The 16,237-nt window shown below is 60.3% G+C and carries 15 protein-coding genes; 2 read left to right on the top strand and 13 right to left on the bottom strand.

Features of this window, described 5'->3' with window-relative positions:
* Positions 1-45 precede the first annotated feature (45 nt).
* From GTP23_RS16055 to GTP23_RS16040, 4 genes are all read right to left on the bottom strand, one after another.
* Positions 46-3,183: an efflux RND transporter permease subunit gene (locus tag GTP23_RS16055; RefSeq protein WP_161036042.1), complete on the bottom strand. Its 3,138-nt coding sequence runs from the start codon at positions 3,181-3,183 to the stop codon at positions 46-48.
* A gap of 3 nt (positions 3,184-3,186) precedes the next feature.
* Positions 3,187-4,317 (bottom strand): efflux RND transporter periplasmic adaptor subunit, encoded by a 1,131-nt coding sequence (locus GTP23_RS16050; RefSeq protein ID WP_371866933.1) that lies wholly within the window; start codon positions 4,315-4,317, stop codon positions 3,187-3,189.
* Positions 4,318-4,446: 129 nt separating this feature from the next.
* A complete protein-coding gene (locus GTP23_RS16045; protein WP_371866899.1) occupies positions 4,447-5,802 on the bottom strand; it encodes an ATP-binding protein in 1,356 nt (451 codons plus the stop codon).
* Positions 5,799-6,527, bottom strand: a complete 729-nt coding sequence (locus GTP23_RS16040; protein WP_155436371.1) for a response regulator — start codon at positions 6,525-6,527, stop codon at positions 5,799-5,801. The genes GTP23_RS16045 and GTP23_RS16040 overlap by 4 nt, the downstream gene beginning before the upstream one ends.
* Before the next feature lie 201 nt (positions 6,528-6,728).
* Here GTP23_RS16040 and GTP23_RS16035 point away from each other — a divergent pair, with 201 nt between their 5' ends.
* Positions 6,729-7,232, top strand: coding sequence for a Spy/CpxP family protein refolding chaperone (locus GTP23_RS16035; RefSeq protein ID WP_161036040.1), 504 nt, complete (start codon positions 6,729-6,731; stop codon positions 7,230-7,232).
* Between the two features lie 144 nt (positions 7,233-7,376).
* Here the strand turns inward: GTP23_RS16035 and dsbD are convergent, their stop codons facing one another.
* On the bottom strand, positions 7,377-9,386 hold the full coding sequence (dsbD, locus tag GTP23_RS16030; RefSeq protein ID WP_161036039.1) for a protein-disulfide reductase DsbD: 2,010 nt from the start codon (positions 9,384-9,386) through the stop codon (positions 7,377-7,379).
* Between the two features lie 130 nt (positions 9,387-9,516).
* Between dsbD and GTP23_RS16025 the strand changes: the two genes are divergently transcribed.
* Complete coding sequence (locus tag GTP23_RS16025) at positions 9,517-11,190, top strand: M28 family peptidase (protein WP_161036038.1); 1,674 nt, start codon at positions 9,517-9,519, stop codon at positions 11,188-11,190.
* 77 nt (positions 11,191-11,267) lie between these two features.
* Here GTP23_RS16025 and rplQ read toward each other — a convergent pair whose 3' ends face one another.
* The 8 genes from rplQ to secY all read right to left on the bottom strand — a co-directional run bounded on the left by rplQ (position 11,268) and on the right by secY (position 16,232).
* On the bottom strand, positions 11,268-11,666 hold the full coding sequence (rplQ, locus tag GTP23_RS16020; protein WP_161036037.1) for a 50S ribosomal protein L17: 399 nt from the start codon (positions 11,664-11,666) through the stop codon (positions 11,268-11,270).
* A 115-nt stretch (positions 11,667-11,781) separates the two neighbouring features.
* The gene (locus GTP23_RS16015; RefSeq protein WP_155436376.1) at positions 11,782-12,759 is read right to left on the bottom strand and encodes a DNA-directed RNA polymerase subunit alpha; all 978 of its coding nucleotides are present in this window, start codon (positions 12,757-12,759) and stop codon (positions 11,782-11,784) included.
* A gap of 109 nt (positions 12,760-12,868) precedes the next feature.
* The gene (gene rpsD, locus GTP23_RS16010) at positions 12,869-13,492 is read right to left on the bottom strand and encodes a 30S ribosomal protein S4 (protein WP_161036036.1); all 624 of its coding nucleotides are present in this window, start codon (positions 13,490-13,492) and stop codon (positions 12,869-12,871) included.
* 209 nt (positions 13,493-13,701) lie between these two features.
* Positions 13,702-14,106 carry a 30S ribosomal protein S11 gene (rpsK, locus tag GTP23_RS16005; RefSeq protein WP_072786827.1) on the bottom strand — a complete coding sequence of 135 codons (405 nt, stop codon included), beginning with the start codon at positions 14,104-14,106 and terminating at the stop codon, positions 13,702-13,704.
* A gap of 14 nt (positions 14,107-14,120) precedes the next feature.
* The gene (gene rpsM / locus GTP23_RS16000; RefSeq protein WP_155436377.1) at positions 14,121-14,486 is read right to left on the bottom strand and encodes a 30S ribosomal protein S13; all 366 of its coding nucleotides are present in this window, start codon (positions 14,484-14,486) and stop codon (positions 14,121-14,123) included.
* 27 nt (positions 14,487-14,513) lie between these two features.
* The gene (rpmJ, locus tag GTP23_RS15995) at positions 14,514-14,627 is read right to left on the bottom strand and encodes a 50S ribosomal protein L36 (RefSeq protein ID WP_005663407.1); all 114 of its coding nucleotides are present in this window, start codon (positions 14,625-14,627) and stop codon (positions 14,514-14,516) included.
* Positions 14,628-14,660: 33 nt separating this feature from the next.
* Positions 14,661-14,879, bottom strand: coding sequence for a translation initiation factor IF-1 (infA, locus tag GTP23_RS15990; protein WP_005663428.1), 219 nt, complete (start codon positions 14,877-14,879; stop codon positions 14,661-14,663).
* 18 nt (positions 14,880-14,897) lie between these two features.
* The gene (gene secY / locus GTP23_RS15985; protein ID WP_161036035.1) at positions 14,898-16,232 is read right to left on the bottom strand and encodes a preprotein translocase subunit SecY; all 1,335 of its coding nucleotides are present in this window, start codon (positions 16,230-16,232) and stop codon (positions 14,898-14,900) included.
* Positions 16,233-16,237 lie beyond the last annotated feature (5 nt).

Below are 16,237 nucleotides of genomic sequence, written 5' to 3'. Positions count from 1 at the left end.
CCTTGCCTATGATAAAGAAACAGCCGCCCGGCTAGTTGTCACCGCTCAATGCTTGGCCGTGCCGACGGCTTTCAGTTCGACCGGATGGGGCGCAGGCGCGGGGGTACCGGCCAGCTCCTCGTCGCTCATGGGGCCAGTGCCACTGTATTTGTCGAGGAACAGGTAGATCACGGGAGTGATGTAGAGCGTAATCACTTGCGAGAAGATCAGCCCGCCTACCACGGCCAGACCCAGCGGCTGGCGCAGTTCGGCGCCGGCACCCAGACCCAGCGCGATCGGCAAGGCGCCCATCAGTGCGGCCATGGTGGTCATCATGATCGGGCGGAAGCGCAGGATACAGGCTTCGCGGATCGCATCAGCCGGCGCGCGGCCTTCGTTACGCTGCACGTGCAGGGCAAAGTCGATCATCATGATGGCGTTCTTCTTGACGATACCGATCAGCATCAGGATACCGATGATGGCGATCATGGTCAGATCCAGATTGAACAGGCGCAGCGTCAGCAGCGCACCCACGGCCGCCGAAGGCAGACCGGCCAGAATAGTCAACGGGTGGATATAGCTTTCGTACAGCACGCCCAGCAGCACGTAGATCACGCCCAGTGCCGCGATGATCAGGATCAGCTGGCTGCCCTGCGAACTCTGGAACACGGCCGCATCGCCGCCGTAGTTGGTGATGATGGATGGCGGCAGATGCATGTCCAGCCCCATCTTGTCGATCTTGGCGGTGGCTTTACCCAGCGGTACATCAGGCGCCAGATTGAAGGACAGCGTGATGGCCTGCAGCTGGCCCTGATGGTTGACGGCCGTCGGCCCCACCGTGCGCTCCACCGTGGCAAAGCTGGACAGCTGCACCAGCGCGCCCGTCTTGTTGCGCACCGAGATGCGGGTCAGTGCATCATCGAACTGACGGTCGGAAGTGGCCGCCTCAAGGATCACGTTGTAGCTGGCCGCGGGGGTATAGATGGTCGATACCTGACGCTCGCCGAAGGCCAGATACAGCGCCGTACGGATATCGCCGATGGCCACGCCGAGGTTGTTGGCCTTGTCGCGGTCTATCTTCAGCGTGGCCTGCAGGCCGCGGTTCTGCGAATCGCTGGTGACGTCGCGGAAATCGGGATCGGCGCGCAACTGGTCGAGGTATTTCTGCGCCCACTCGTTCAAGGCGCCGGGGCTGACCGATTGCAGCGTGTACTGGTAGCGGCTCTTGGACTGGCGGCCACCGAGCTGCAGATTCTGCACAGGGCTCAGGTAGACGGCGATGCCGGGCACAGCCTTGGTGGCCTTGCGCAGGCTATCGAGCACTTCCGGCATGCTCTTGCGCTCGCTGCGCGGCTTGAGCACGAGGAACATACGGCCGCTGTTACCGCCACCGACAAACGAGGTCACGTCCTGCACGTTGGGATCCTTCTGGATCACGGCAGCGACGCGTTCCTGCAGCTCCTGCAAGGCCGAGGAAGAAATGTCTTCCGCTGCTTCCGTGTTGACGCGGATCTGGCCCAGATCTTCCTCGGGGAAGAAGCCTTTCGGTATCGTGATGTACAGTGCCGCCGTCAGGGCAAATGTGCCCAGTGCCGCCAGCAGCACGATGTAGCGGTGGTGTAGCGCCACATCCAGCGTACGCACATAGCTGTTGCGCAGGGCCGTGAAGCCGGCCTCGAACCAGCGGCCGATAAAGCCGCCCTTGTCGTGCTCGGGATCGACCGCATCGGCCGGCAGCAAACGGCTGGCCAGCATAGGCACCAGCATCAGCGACACAGCCGCCGACACCAGTACGGACAGGCCCACCACCACGGCAAATTCGTGGAACATCAGACCGATCACGCCGGGCATGAAGAAGATGGGGATGAACACTGCCACCAGCGAAACGGAAATCGAAATAATCGTGAAGCCCATTTCCTTCGAGCCGACCAGCGCCGCCTGCAAAGGCTTCTTGCCCAGCTCGATGTGGCGCACGATGTTTTCCAGCACCACGATGGCATCGTCCACCACCAGCCCCACGGCCAGCGTAATGCCGAGCAAGGAAACGTTGTCGAGGCTATAGCCAAACGCATACAGCAGCGCCAGCGCGCCCAGCAGCGAAATCGGCATGGTGATGGCCGGAATGAAGGTGGCCGCCGCACGGCGCAGGAACAGGAAGATCACCATCACCACGAGGAAGATGGTCAATGCCAGCGTCAGGTTCACATCATGGATGGCTTCACGGATCGACACGGAACGGTCGTTGACCAGATTGATGTTGATGGAAGCCGGCACCTGATTCTTGAAGCGCGGCAGCAGACGGCGTACGCCATCGACCACCTGTACGGTGTTGGCGTCAGGCTGGCGCATCACCAGCAGCACGATGGAACGCTCGCCGTTGTAGCTACCAGCCGTCTTGACGGACTGGAAGCTGTCTTCCACCGTCGCCACATCTTTCAGGCGCACGGGCTGGCCGTTGCGCTGGGCGATGATCAGTTCGGCGAACTCGGCCGCCTTCATCAGCTGGGCATTGCCCTGTATGGTCAGGGTCTGGCTAGGACCGTCAAGGATACCGAGCGGGGTATTCGCATTGGCCGATTTGATCGCCTGCTGCAATTCGTCGAGCGTCATGTTACGCGCGTTCATCAGCTCGGACTTGGCGCGGATACGCACGGCAAAACGCTTCTGGCCATTCACCGTCACCTGTGCCACGCCGGGCAAGGTGGACAGGCTAGGCGCGATCAGGTTCTCCGCATAGTCATTAAGTTCCGACAGCGTCAGCGAAGGCGAATTCATGGTCATGAACAGCACGGGGGCATCGGCCGGATTGACCTTGCGGTAGGACGGCAGATCCGTCATCTCGATCGGCAACTGGCGCTGGGCGCGCAGCAGCGCGGCCTGCACATCGATGGCCGCTTCGTTGACGTTGATGCTGGGGTCGAACTCCAGCGTCAGCGAGGAGTTACCCAGCGTGTTAGTCGAAGTAATCACCGACAGACCGGCGATGGTGGAGAACTGCTTCTCCAGCGGCAGCGCCACCGACGATGCCATGGTCTCGGGCGAAGCGCCGGGCAGGTCGGCCGAAACGTTGATCACGGGCGTGTTATAGCTGGGCAGCGCGGCCACAGGGATGTAGAAATAGGCCAGTACACCAGCCAGTATCAGGGTCAGCGACAGCAGTACCACCATCACTGGCCGGCGGATACACAACTCGGACAGATTCATTGCTTAGCCCTTCTGCTTGTCGTTGGCCGGCGTGCTGCCAGCGCCACTGGCCGCTGCGCCCGCACTGGCGGCAGCACCGTTGCTGCTACCGGCTGCGGCAATGCGTACCTTGCCGCCCGGGCGCAGGTTCTGCTTACCATCGACAATGATTTTCTCGCTGCCATCCAGACCGCTGACGGCGGCACTTTCGCCAAACGCATACAGGCGTTTGATGTTCACCACCTTGGCCTTCTGCTCGTCATCGACCGCGTAGACAAAAGTGCCGCGCGTGTTGCTGATGATGGCGTTCTGCGGAATCACCATGGCATCTTTGAGCACCTGCGCGACCAGCCGCGTGCTGACGTACTGGCCCGGCCACAAACGGGTTTCCTTGTTGGCAAACTGGGCTTTCACGCGGATCACCCCGGCCACGGGATCGACCGTGTTATCGATGAAGCTCAGTGCACCGCTGACTTCCTGCGTACCGTCGCCGGTGGTGGCCTTGACGGCCACGCTGCCATCGCGCTGCGCCTGCAGCAAGGTCGCCAGTGCCGATTCCGGCAGCGTGAAGGCTACCGTGATGGGGTCGAGCTGGGTGATTGTGGTCAGCGACGTGGCCACCTGTACCAGACTGCCCGGATACACATTGATCGCGCCTACCCGCCCTGCCATCGGTGCACGGATGCTGTTGTAGCTGGCGTCCACGCTGGTGGAACGGGCCGCTGCCATGTCGGCGTTGAGCAGCGCACGGGCCGAATCGACCTGGCTCTTGAGCGTATCGACAGCGCTCTGGGCGACGAACTTCTGGGCAAACAGTTCCTGCGCCCGTTTGTACTGGCGCTCCACATCGGCCAGCGCGGCCTGATCGCGCACCACCTGTGCCTGCGCCTTGTCCACATTGGCGCGCGCGCTGCGGTCATCCAGCGTGAACATCAGCTCGCCTGCTTTGACGAACTGGCCTTCCTTGATATGCACGCGCGAGATCGTGCTGGTGATCTGGGCATGCAGGTCCACCGTGCTAATCGGCGTCACCGTGCCATTCGCCTGCAACACCACGGGCACATCCTGCCGCTTGGCTGCCGTGATCGCGACCGTGGTTGGCCCTTGCTGGCCGGGGCCTGCCGGTTTGGCGGTTTCGGCGCTGTGATGGGTCATGTTCCAGCCGACAGCACCGGCTCCGGCGACTGCAGCGATCAGAATGGCAAGGGAAGATTTTTTCATTGGTAGATAGGGATTCGGCAGTGCGAATCATTGTCGCACAGTATTGTTGACTGACCGTCGAGATCAACGGCCAGCGTAGTATTCAGGTACCACTAACGTCACTTCCAGGCCGCCTTCGGCATGATTGGCCAGCACCACGCTGCCGCCATGCTGCTCGGCGATATTGCGGGCGATGGTCAGGCCCAGCCCCGTACCGCCGGAAGCGCGCGAGCGCGAGCTTTCCACCCGGTAGAACGGTTCGAACACGCGGGCCATCTGGTCCTGATCGATGCCGGGGCCGCCGTCGCGGATGCGGATGCGTGCCGCGCCGACCAGTCGCTCCACCGACACATGGGCGTAGTGGCCGTATTTGACGGCATTGTCGATCAGATTCATCAGGCAGCGCCGGATCGCCAGCGGACGCCCCATCAGCGCCATGGCGGCACGGCCGCGCAATTCCACCGACTGGCCCACATCGGTGGCATCGCTGCACACGCTGTCGAGCAGAGCATCGAGATCGAGCGCCTGCATGGTTTCCGTCGAGTCCATGCTGCGCGCCAGATCCAGCCCTTCTTTCACCATCTGCTGCATGGCGGACAGGTCATCGATCAGGCGCTGCTGCAATTCTTCGTCATGGACTTTTTCCAGCCGCAAACGCATGCGCGTGAGCGGCGTCTGCAGATCGTGGGTAATCGCGGCCAGCATTTCCGTGCGCTGCTGGATGTGCTGGCGGATGCGCGCCTGCATGGCGTTGAAGGCCGCACTGGCCTGACGAATTTCGGCGGCGCCGCTCAGCACCACGGGCGGGTGGTTGATGTCGTTGCCGAGGTCTTTGGCGGCCTGTGCCAGCGTGCGCAGCGGACGCACCGTCATGCGCGTGACCAGATAGGCCAGACCGGCAATGCTGAGCAGGAAAGGCAGCATGGCCAGCCACTCGCTGTGCTGGGCCGGCGGCGGCGAGCGCGGGGGCAGCACGGACAGCTTCATGATTTCGCCATCCGTCAGCTGCACCGTCATGGTTTCGCACGTGCCCTTCCACTGGGTCGGCGCGAAGAAGTCGCGGCCTTTACGGGGTTCATCGCACTCCAGCGGACGTTCGGCCAGCGGCCCCAGCGAAATGGTGGGCCCGACACGTTGCTGCAGCAGCGCGGAAAAGTCACTAGGCGGCAGCGCTTTGGCCATGGCCAGATCAGTGCGCTCGAGCTTGACAGTGCCACGGCCGGCTACACGCAGATAGGTGGGGCGCGAAGCAGCGGGCAGCACGTCGGCCGTGGTGATCAGCTGCTCGGCCCGTTCCAGCGCATGGAAGTCGCGGTAGCGTTCGATGGCACGGGTACGTTCGCCCACGGCCAGCCACTGGGTCAGCGCCGCCGAGGCAACGATACCGAGCAGCAGAACGAGAAATACCCGCCCCGTCATGGATCCGAGAAAAGCTCTCACGCGTGCGGCTCCATAGTGACCTGCCCGGCCAGCACATAGCCGCCATTACGCACGGTCTTGATGATCTGCGGCAGGCGTGCGTCTTCGCCCAGCTTCTGGCGCAGACGGCTGATCTGGATATCGATAGAACGGTCGAAAGGATCGGCATCGCGGCCCTGCGTCAGGTTGAGCAACTGATCGCGGTTGAGCACGCGGTTGGGGTGCTCGAGGAAGACTTTGAGCAGGCGGAATTCCGCGCCCGACAGCATGATGACGATGCCGTCCGGATTGAGCAGATGGCGTGCCGTCAGGTCCAGCGTCCAGCCGGAGAAGCGCAGCAGATGGGCTTTGTCGGCAGCGCCACCGCTAGGCATGGCGTTACTGCGGCGCAGCACGCTACGGATACGGGCCAGCAGTTCGCGCGGCTCGAACGGTTTGGGCAGATAATCGTCGGCGCCCATTTCCAGTCCGAGTATGCGGTCTAGCGGTTCGTTACGGGCGGTCAGCATGATCACCGGCAGGGTAGACTGGGCGCGCAGCTTGCGGCACAGGGTCAGGCCATCGTCGCCGGGCAGGTTGAGGTCCAGCACCACCAGATCGGGGCGGGCGTCTTCCAGCAGCTTCCACATGGCCAGACCGTCGGCGGCGGCGAGCGCGCGGTAGCCGTTCGATTCCAGATAATCGGCCAGCAGGGAGCGGATGTCGCGATCGTCGTCGACGATCAAGATAGTAGATGTGGGTTCCATGCGCCCATTATCCCCAGTTCACCTAGCTGTGGGCAATCGCCAATTGTATCGTCTTGTATATGACGGGGCCAACGAAACATCTGGATACAAAAAGCGCCGCTAGGGAAACTTGGCGGCAACCTTGCACTGCCAAGATGGTGTCCAGCGCGATGCCCACAACGAGGCGGCGCGACAGATTAATTCACTCATAAAGGAACTACCATGAAAGCCTTACGCACTACTCTCCTGATCGGTTTCACGGTACTGGGCATGGCCGCCGCTCAGGCACAGGACAAAGCTCCGGCAGCGGGCCACCACGGCATGCCGGACCGCGCCCAGATGCAGGCCAAGATGGGCGACATGTTTGCCAAGCGTCAGGCCCGCCTGCACGACCTGCTGAAGCTGACGGCGCAGCAGGAATCGGCCTGGGCCACCTATCAGGCTGCCATCAAACCAGCGGCCGGTGATCAAGCGTGGCCGGAGCGCGGCGCGGCCGCCAAGATGACGGCGCCTGAACGCATGAGCAAGATGATAGAGCATCACAAACAGCGCCAGGCCAAGATGGAAGCCCATCTGGCAGCCCTGAACACCTTCTACGGCCAGCTCAGCACCGAACAGAAAGCCGTATTCGATGACCACACCATGGGCGGCGCCCACGGCGGCCACCCCATGCAGCGCCGCACCCGTGGTGCTGCGGGCGAGCATCACGCTGACACGGCCAAATAAGCGGCTAGCGGCTGGACACTGGCGCGTACCGCAGTGTCTAGCCTGCTTGAGCGCTTTAAACTTTTTAGACTTTTTAGACTGTTTTAGACCGGTTCTAGACTGATCTAGACCGTTCTAGACCGCTTTAGACCGTTCTAGACTCTTTTAGCGCAGACGCTCCAGCGAGGTGGTGAACCTGGCGGCATCCTGAAAACCGATTACGCGGGCGCCAGCGATCTCCTTACCGCTGCGGTCGAACAGAATGATGCCCGGCGGGCCAAACAGGCCGAAGCGTTTCAGCATGGCCTTGTCATCGGCATCATTGGCCGTCACATCCACCTGCAGCAGCACGGTATTGGCCAGCGCTGCCTGCACGGAGGGCGCCACAAAGGTCAGCTTTTCCATTTCCTTGCACGACACGCACCAGTCGGCATAGAAATCCAGCATCACGGTTTTGCCGCCGGTATTGGCCAGCACGGCATCCAGCTGCTGTACTGTCTTGATGCGCTGGAACACCAGCGGCTTGTGCTGCTGGCCGCCCAGATGGGCCAGCGGTGCCAGCGGATCACGTCCGCCGCTGACCACGCCCACCAGCTGCACCAGCCCCATTACAACAAACACCAGCGCAGCCGACTTGGCAAACCAGTGGCCGCGATTGAGCAGCAGATACATGCCGTAGCCCACGAACAGCGCGGCCCAGCCCAGCATCTGCACGGCCGCCGGCAGCACGGGCGCCACCAGCCACCAGCCCATGGCCAGCATCAGCACGCCGAAGAAGCGCTTCACGCCATCCATCCAAACGCCTGCGCGTGGCAGCAAGGCACCGGCCGAAACACCGACCAGCATCAGCGGCACACTCATGCCTACGGCCATGGCGAACAGGGCGCTACCGCCTATCAGCACATCGCGGCTCTGGCTGATGTAGACCAGCGCAGCGGCCAGCGGCGCGGCCACGCAGGGGCCGACGATCAGCGCAGAAATGGCGCCCATGACGAACACGCCGGCCAGCTTGCCGGACGACTGGCGGTTGGAAACATCGCTCAGTTTCGATTGCAGCGCAGCCGGCACCTGCAGGTCATACACGCCGAACATGGACAGCGACAGAATGGCCATCAGCACGCCGAAGCTGCCCAGCACCCACGGGTTCTGCAAAGCCGCAGCCAGCCCTTCCCCGGCCAGACCGGCAGCCACGCCGAGCGCCGTGTAGACGATGGCCATGCCCAGCGAATAGGTGGCCGACAGCAGCAGGCCACGGCCACGGGTGGTATTCGAGCCTTCGCCGACGATGATGGACGACAGGATGGGCACCATAGGCAGCACGCAGGGCGTGAAGGACAGCCCCAGCCCCAGCAAGGCAAACAGGGGCAGGATTACCAGCAGCTTGCCGGACTTGAGCGCAGCTTCCAGTTTGCCGGCCTCGTTGCCCGCCGCAGCGGCAGGCACTGCCGAGGTTTCCGGTGGCAGCAAAGTGGTCACAGGTTCGGGGATGGCGCGGATGGTGACGCCGGGCGTCACGGGCGCCGGTTTGCCTTCCAGGCCGGTAGCTGCGGTATTGACGGCAGCGGCATCTGCCGTTGCGCCGCCAGCGGCCACAGGCGTACCTGCTGCTGCGCCAGCCACTGCACCGCCGGCGACGGTCTTGCCCGCCACAGTGACGACGCTAGCGGCCGGGCTGTTCGTGCCTGCTGCGGCGGCAGAGTTGGCTGCCGGCGCGGCAGCATTCGCCGCTGCTGCAGGCAGCGGCACCGAGCCGCTACCGACCAGCGTGATCTTGTAGTCTTGCGGTGCGTAGCATAGGCCTTTGTCCGAGCAGCCCTGCCCCGTGCCCTGCAGCGTGAAGCTGCCAGCAGCATCGACCGGCATCGTCATGGTGACGGATTTGCGGTAAGTCTCTACATTCTTCTGGAAAGTTTCATCGTAGTGCACGGTGCCAGCCGGAATCGCCAGTGCGCCCACTTTCGCGCCCACGGCGCTGAACTTGAAGCGCTCGCGATACATATAGTAGCCATCGGCGATCTGGAAAGTCACCGCCACCGTGTGGCCGTCCACCATGCGCGCCGAGAATTTGAAGGCTGCATCGGGCTCGAGGAAACCGTCATCGGCACGGGCCGGCACAGGGCCCAGAACAGCGATCAGCGCAAACAGCGCAAGGCAGAGACGGACAAAACGCAACATGGACTTCTTTCGATAAAACGGCTCTCCCGCATAGTACACCGACTGCGCTCAGACCGGCTGATAGGCCCCTTAAAGCTACGTCGCGGAGAAGTTCTGTGCGACACTGGAATTTTTTCCGACGGAGTGAACCATGGCGACCCTACGCCCCCTGCTGTGCTCTACCCTGCTGGTCTGCGCCGGTGCACAGGCCCAGAGCCCCGATGCGGCACTGGCCAGCATCAAGGCCGACGAACTGCTGCAGCACATCAAGGTACTGGCCTCGGACGAATTCGAAGGGCGGGCGCCCGGCTCCATAGGCGAGGCGCGCACGGTGGACTACCTGAAACAGCAGTTCCGCCAGCTGGGTCTGCGTTCCGGCAATCCGGACGGCAGCTGGGTGCAGGGCGTGCCCATGCGCGGCCAGAAGCCCGTGCCGCAGTTCAGCTACAAGGTAAATGGCAAACAGGTCAGCCTGAAGTTCCCCGACGATTACGTAGCCCACTCCACTACGCCGGGAGACCATGCCCAGATCAGGGGTTCGGACATCGTCTTCGTCGGCTACGGCGTGCAGGCGCCCGAATACGACTGGGATGATTACAAGGGGCTGGACGTCAAGGGCAAGACCCTGCTGATGCTGATTAACGATCCTGCCATCCCCGACCCGAACAACCCCGAACAGCTCGATCCCGCCATGTTCAAGGGCAAGGCCATGACGTATTACGGGCGCTGGACTTACAAATACGAAATCGCCGCCAAGCTGGGCGCGGCCGCTGCCATCATCATCCATGAAACCAAACCGGCCGCCTATCCGTGGGATGTGGTGCGCAGCGGTGGTGTGGGCGAGCATTTCAGCCTGCAGCGCAAGGGCGCCGATCCGGACGCACCGACCGTGCCCGGCTGGATACAGCTGGACCGTGCCAGGGAACTGCTGTCCGCCGCCGGCTATGACTTCGACCAGCTCAAGCAGCAGGCGCTGAAGAAAGACTTCCAGCCCGTAGTGCTGAAAGCCCGGGCCGACTTCCAGATCGACAACCAGACGCGCAGCCTGAAGTCGAACAATGTGGTGGCATTGATCGAGGGCAGCGATCCCAAGCTCAAGCATGAATACGTGATCTACAGCGCCCACTGGGACCACCTCGGCATCGATACCCGCCTGCCGGGCAGCCGAACCGAGCAGATCTACCATGGCGCGCTCGACAACGCTTCCGGCACGGCCGCCCTGCTGGCTCTGGCCAAGGCTTACAAGGCCCTGCCTGCCGCACAGGCGCCCAAACGCTCCATCCTGTTCCTCGCCACCACGGCAGAAGAACGGGGCCTGCTAGGCGCCAAATACTATGCAACCCATCCACTGGTGCCGCTACGCCAGACCGTAGCCAACATCAATATTGACGGCATTAATGCTTGGGGCAAGACGGCGCAGATCGAAAACGTCACGTCCGGCCATTCCAGCATAGACGAACTGCTGGCCAAGTATGCAGCAGCACAGGGCCGCAAGATGGAAAACGATAGCCGCCCCGAACTGGGCAGCTTCTACCGCGCCGACCAACTGGAATTTGCCCGCGCCGGCGTACCCGTGCTGTACACCAAAGCCCGCAGCGGCTACCTCGACCGTCCCGACAACTACGCGGCCGAAGTGGTGAACCATTATGTGGCGCACGACTACCACCAGACCAGCGACATCGTACGCACGGACTGGGACTTCAGCGGTGGCGTGCAGGATATCGGCCTGCTGTTCCAGGTGGGGCTGGAGATCGCCAACGGCACCACGCCGCAATGGCACGACGGCTCCGAGTTCAAGGCCGCCGGTGCACGCCGCCTGCGTTAAAGCCATCCGCTCCGGCCCGCGCCGGACGAAAAAAAGCCGGGCTAGCCCGGCTTTTTTAATGCGCCCTAACGCGAAGATTACTCTTCAGCGGTTGGAGCGGCTTCGATGTCGGTTGCTTCTGGACGGTCCAGCAGCTCAACGTAAGCCATTGGAGCGTTGTCGCCAACACGGAAACCCATTTTCAGGATGCGCAGGTAACCGCCGTTGCGGTTAGCGTAACGTGGGCCCAGTTCTGCGAACAGCTTCAGAACGATTTCACGATCGCGCAGACGCGAGAATGCCAGACGCTTGTTAGCCAGAGTGTCGGTCTTGCCCAGGGTCAGGATAGGCTCAACTACGCGGCGCAGTTCTTTAGCTTTAGGCAGCGTGGTTTTGATGGCTTCATGACGCAGCAGGGAAACGGTCATGTTGCGCAGCATTGCCAGACGGTGGGACGAGGTACGGTTCAGCTTACGGAGGCCGTGACGGTGACGCATGGTACTTCCTTTCAGTGTTTAAATCCGAGTTCTTCGATCGCCTGATATCGCTAAAAGGCGCGGACCGGTTCTAGGGATGACGTCCGGCACACCATGTGCCGGACGGGTACAGCAATTACTTCTCCAGACCAGCAGGTGGCCAGTTTTCCAGCTTCATGCCCAGGGTCAGGCCGCGCGAAGCAAGGACTTCCTTGATTTCGTTGAGCGACTTGCGACCCAGGTTTGGCGTCTTCAGCAGTTCGTTTTCCGAACGCTGGATCAGATCGCCGATGTAGTAGATGTTTTCTGCTTTCAGGCAGTTGGCCGAACGTACGGTCAGTTCCAGATCGTCCACTGGACGCAGCAGGATAGGATCGACCAGCGGTGCGCGCGATGGCGCTTCGGCAGCCGCTTCGGTGCCTTCCAGTGCAGCGAACACGTTCAGTTGGTCTACCAGTACGCGGGCCGATTGACGGATCGCTTCTTCCGGCGAGATCACACCATTGGTTTCAATGTTGATGATCAGCTTGTCCAGGTCGGTACGCTGTTCCACACGGGCCGATTCCACGGCGTAGGAAACGCGACGCACAGGCGAGAACGAGGCATCCAGAATGATACGGCCGATGGTTTTGTTGGTGTCTTCGGACAGACGGCGGACGTTACCTGGCACATAGCCACGGCCCTTTTCCACTTTGATCTGCATGTCCAGCTTGCCGCCAGCGGTCAGGTGGGCAATCACGTGCTCAGGATTGATCAGCTCTACATCGTGTGGCAGATCGATATCCGATGCCAGCACGGCGCCTTCGCCTTCTTTCTTCAGGGTCAGGGTGACGGAGTCACGGTTGTGGACTTTGAAGACCACGCCCTTCAGGTTCAGCAGCAGGTCAACCACGTCTTCCTGTACGCCGTCCAGCGACGAGTATTCATGAACTACGCCAGCGATCGTCACTTCGGTTGGCGCGTAGCCTACCATCGACGACAGCAGTACGCGACGCAGCGCATTGCCCAGGGTGTGGCCATAACCACGTTCGAACGGCTCCATCACAACTTTAGCGTGACCGGCACCGAGTGCCTCAACGTCGATAATACGTGGCTTCAACAGACTGTTTTGCATGTAAATGTCCTTTTCAATACCCTCGGCGCGTTAAGCCGATAAGGCTGATGGCATTAGTGAAAACGCCCACTCGACGGAGTGGGCGGGTTTTTTTGCAGCGAACTACAGATTAACGCGAGTACAGCTCGACGATCAGCGATTCGTTGACGTCGTTAGCGATTTCGTTACGCTCTGGCAGGGACTTGAAAGTACCTTCCATTTTCTTGGCATCGACCGACACCCACGAAGGCATACCGACTTGTTCAGCCAGCGACAGCGCTTCGATGATACGGTTTTGCTTTTTCGATTTTTCGCGTACAGCGATCACGTCGCCGATTTTCACAACGTACGAAGCGATGTTCACAACCTGGCCGTTCACGGTGAAGGCTTTGTGCGAAACCAGCTGACGTGCTTCAGCGCGGGTCGAGCCGAAGCCCATGCGGTAAGCAACGTTGTCCAGACGGGTTTCCAGCAGTTTCAGCAGGGTTTCACCGGTGTTGCCTTTGCGGCGGTCAGCTTCAGCGAAGTAGCGACGGAACTGACGTTCCAGCACGCCGTACATACGTTTAACTTTTTGCTTTTCGCGCAGTTGGTTGCCGTAGTCCGAGGTACGGGCACCCGATTTAACGCCGTGCTGGCCTGGTTTGACGTCCAGTTTGCACTTGCTGTCCAGCGAGCGACGTGCGCTCTTCAGGAACAGGTCAGTACCTTCACGACGGGAGAGTTTAGCTTTAGGACCGATATAACGTGCCACGATGCTTCCTTTTTATAAATAATAACGCCCCAGCCATCTTGCGACGGTTAGGCGCTAGTCTGATCCTCAGGGTGGGCCAGACGGTGGCTAAATAATCCTGCGATGCACATTTCTGCGCCCGCAAGACGAGAACAGCCGGAGAGTATAGCCGTTTCCGGCCTACTGCTCCAGCTTTTTTTAACAGCATACCCGCCGAGGCGGGCAGGCCATTAGATACGACGACGTTTTGGAGGACGGCAGCCGTTGTGCGGTACTGGGGTCACGTCCTGGATCTCGGTGATCTTGATGCCCAGGTTGTTCAGTGCGCGCACTGCGGATTCACGACCAGGACCAGGGCCCTTGATACGTACTTCCAGGTTCTTCACGCCGCATTCGATTGCGACTTTACCAGCTGCTTCAGCCGCAACCTGCGCTGCGAACGGGGTCGATTTACGCGAACCCTTGAAGCCAGCACCACCGGAGGTCGCCCACGACAGAGCATTGCCCTGACGGTCGGTGATGGTGATGATGGTGTTGTTGAAGGAAGCGTGAACGTGAGCGATACCTTCGGCAACGTTCTTCTTGACCTTCTTGCGTACGCGCGCTGCTGCGGCGCTGCTTTGTTGCTTAGCCATGTGATTTCCCTAGATTATTTCTTGAGCGATTGAGCGGCTTTGCGCGGGCCCTTACGGGTACGTGCATTGGTGCGGGTGCGTTGACCGCGGACCGGCAGGCCCTTACGGTGACGCAGGCCGCGGTAGCAACCCAGATCCATCAAACGCTTGATGTTCATGGACAGTTCGCGACGCAGATCGCCTTCGACGATGAATTTAGCTACTTCATCGCGCAGTTTTTCCAGTTCGCTGTCGTCCAGATCTTTGACCTTTTTATCGGTCGCAATACCCGTAGCGGCGCAGATGAATTTTGCGCGTGGACGGCCTACACCGTAGATGGCCGTCAGGCCGATAACGGTGTGCTGATGATTTGGGATATTAACCCCTGCAATACGTGCCATTCGTTATTCCTCGATAAATAACGGTTATTAACCTTGACGCTGCTTGTGACGTGGTTCGACGCAGATTACGCGAACAACGCCCTTGCGCTTGATGATCTTGCAGTTGCGGCAGATCCGCTTGACTGAGGCGTTAACTTTCATTTTGCACTCTCTTGTTGGTTCGATTATCTAAAATTACTTGGTCCGGAACACGATACGTGCGCGGCTCAGATCGTAAGGTGTCAGCTCTACCGTCACCTTGTCGCCAGGAAGAATGCGGATATAGTTCATCCGCATTTTACCCGAAATATGCCCGAGCACCACGTGTCCGTTTTCCAGCTTTACTCGAAATGTTGCATTTGGCAGATTCTCAAGAATCTCGCCCTGCATCTGTATGACGTCGTCTTTTGCCATTCGGTATGTTTACCGCGCTTATCGCGTCGGAATTCCGCCTTTGAAGTTTGCTTTGCGCAGCAGCGATTCATATTGCTGCGACATTACATAGTTTTGTACCTGGGCCATGAAATCCATGGTCACAACTACAATAATCAACAGAGAAGTACCACCAAAATAGAACGGTACTTTCCACTCGGCTTGCATGAATTCCGGCAACAAACACACCAGGGTAATGTAGATGGCGCCAGCCAGTGTCAAACGTGTCAGGATCTTGTCGATGTAACGGGCAGTCTGCTCACCGGGACGGATCCCTGGCACAAAGGCCCCGCTCTTCTTCAAGTTATCCGCTGTTTCCTTGCTGTTAAATACCAGCGCTGTATAGAAGAAACAGAAAAACACGATCGCAATGGCGTACAACAGTGCGTGGATGGGCTCGCCTGGCCCCATCGATGCAGCCAAATCTTTCAGGAACCGGACCGCGGGATTCGCCGTATCGGCGCCAGCGGTAAACCAGCCCACGATCGTTGCCGGGAACAAGATAATCGACGAAGCGAAGATAGGTGGAATCACGCCGGCCATATTCAACTTCAATGGCAGGTGCGAGGTTTGACCACCGTAAATCTTGTTGCCCACTTGACGTTTCGCATAATTCACCAGAATCTTGCGTTGGCCACGTTCGACAAAGACTACGAAGAACGTTACCGCGACAACCAGGATCATGATGACGATTGCAGAGAAGGCACCGATCGAACCGTTGGACACCGACGAGGCCAGGCCTCCCAGTGCACCCGGCAGACCAGCCGCGATACCTGCAAAGATGATGATGGAGATGCCGTTACCGAGACCGCGCTCAGTAATCTGCTCGCCCAACCACATCACGAACATGGTTCCGGTCAACAGCGTCACGACCGTAACGAAGCGGAATGCATAGCCTGGATCCAGCACCAGACCTGCCTGCGACTCCAGTGCGACTGCAATGCCCAACGCTTGGAACGTCGCCAGCACCACCGTGAAATACCGGGTGTACTGGGTGATCTTGCGACGGCCTGCTTCGCCTTCTTTTTTGAGCGCTTCCATCTGTGGCGAAACGATCGACACCAGTTGCATGATGATCGATGCCGAGATGTAAGGCGTGATACCCAACGCAAAGACTGTGAAGCGCGCGAGAGCGCCACCGCTGAACATGTTCAACATGCCCAGGATGCCACCCTCTTGCGACTTGAACAGCGCGGCCAATTGCACCGGATCAATCCCCGGAACGGGGATATGAGCACCGATACGATACACCACCAATGCGCCAAGCAAGAACCAGAGCCGGCCCCAAGGGAAACCAGCTGCTGCACTTTTAGCTAATTGTGGGTTAGTCGCCAATTTTC

The sequence above is a fragment of the Duganella fentianensis genome, from assembly GCF_009857835.1.
GTDB lineage: Bacteria > Pseudomonadota > Gammaproteobacteria > Burkholderiales > Burkholderiaceae_D > Rugamonas > Rugamonas fentianensis.
Note: the sequence above shows the minus strand (reverse complement) of the source record. Positions and strands in the feature narration are given on the sequence as shown.

Coding starts and splice junctions, on each gene's coding strand:
- GTP23_RS16050 (WP_371866933.1), bottom strand. CDS start 4,317: ATGACCCATCACAGCGCCGAAACCGCCAAACCGGCAGGCCCCGGCCAG.
- dsbD (WP_161036039.1), bottom strand. CDS start 9,386: ATGTTGCGTTTTGTCCGTCTCTGCCTTGCGCTGTTTGCGCTGATCGCT.
- rpsK (WP_072786827.1), bottom strand. CDS start 14,106: ATGGCTAAGCAACAAAGCAGCGCCGCAGCAGCGCGCGTACGCAAGAAG.
- infA (WP_005663428.1), bottom strand. CDS start 14,879: ATGGCAAAAGACGACGTCATACAGATGCAGGGCGAGATTCTTGAGAAT.
- GTP23_RS16040 (WP_155436371.1), bottom strand. CDS start 6,527: ATGGAACCCACATCTACTATCTTGATCGTCGACGACGATCGCGACATC.
- GTP23_RS16055 (WP_161036042.1), bottom strand. CDS start 3,183: ATGAATCTGTCCGAGTTGTGTATCCGCCGGCCAGTGATGGTGGTACTG.
- rpsM (WP_155436377.1), bottom strand. CDS start 14,486: ATGGCACGTATTGCAGGGGTTAATATCCCAAATCATCAGCACACCGTT.
- rplQ (WP_161036037.1), bottom strand. CDS start 11,666: ATGCGTCACCGTCACGGCCTCCGTAAGCTGAACCGTACCTCGTCCCAC.
- rpmJ (WP_005663407.1), bottom strand. CDS start 14,627: ATGAAAGTTAACGCCTCAGTCAAGCGGATCTGCCGCAACTGCAAGATC.
- GTP23_RS16035 (WP_161036040.1), top strand. CDS start 6,729: ATGAAAGCCTTACGCACTACTCTCCTGATCGGTTTCACGGTACTGGGC.
- GTP23_RS16025 (WP_161036038.1), top strand. CDS start 9,517: ATGGCGACCCTACGCCCCCTGCTGTGCTCTACCCTGCTGGTCTGCGCC.
- GTP23_RS16015 (WP_155436376.1), bottom strand. CDS start 12,759: ATGCAAAACAGTCTGTTGAAGCCACGTATTATCGACGTTGAGGCACTC.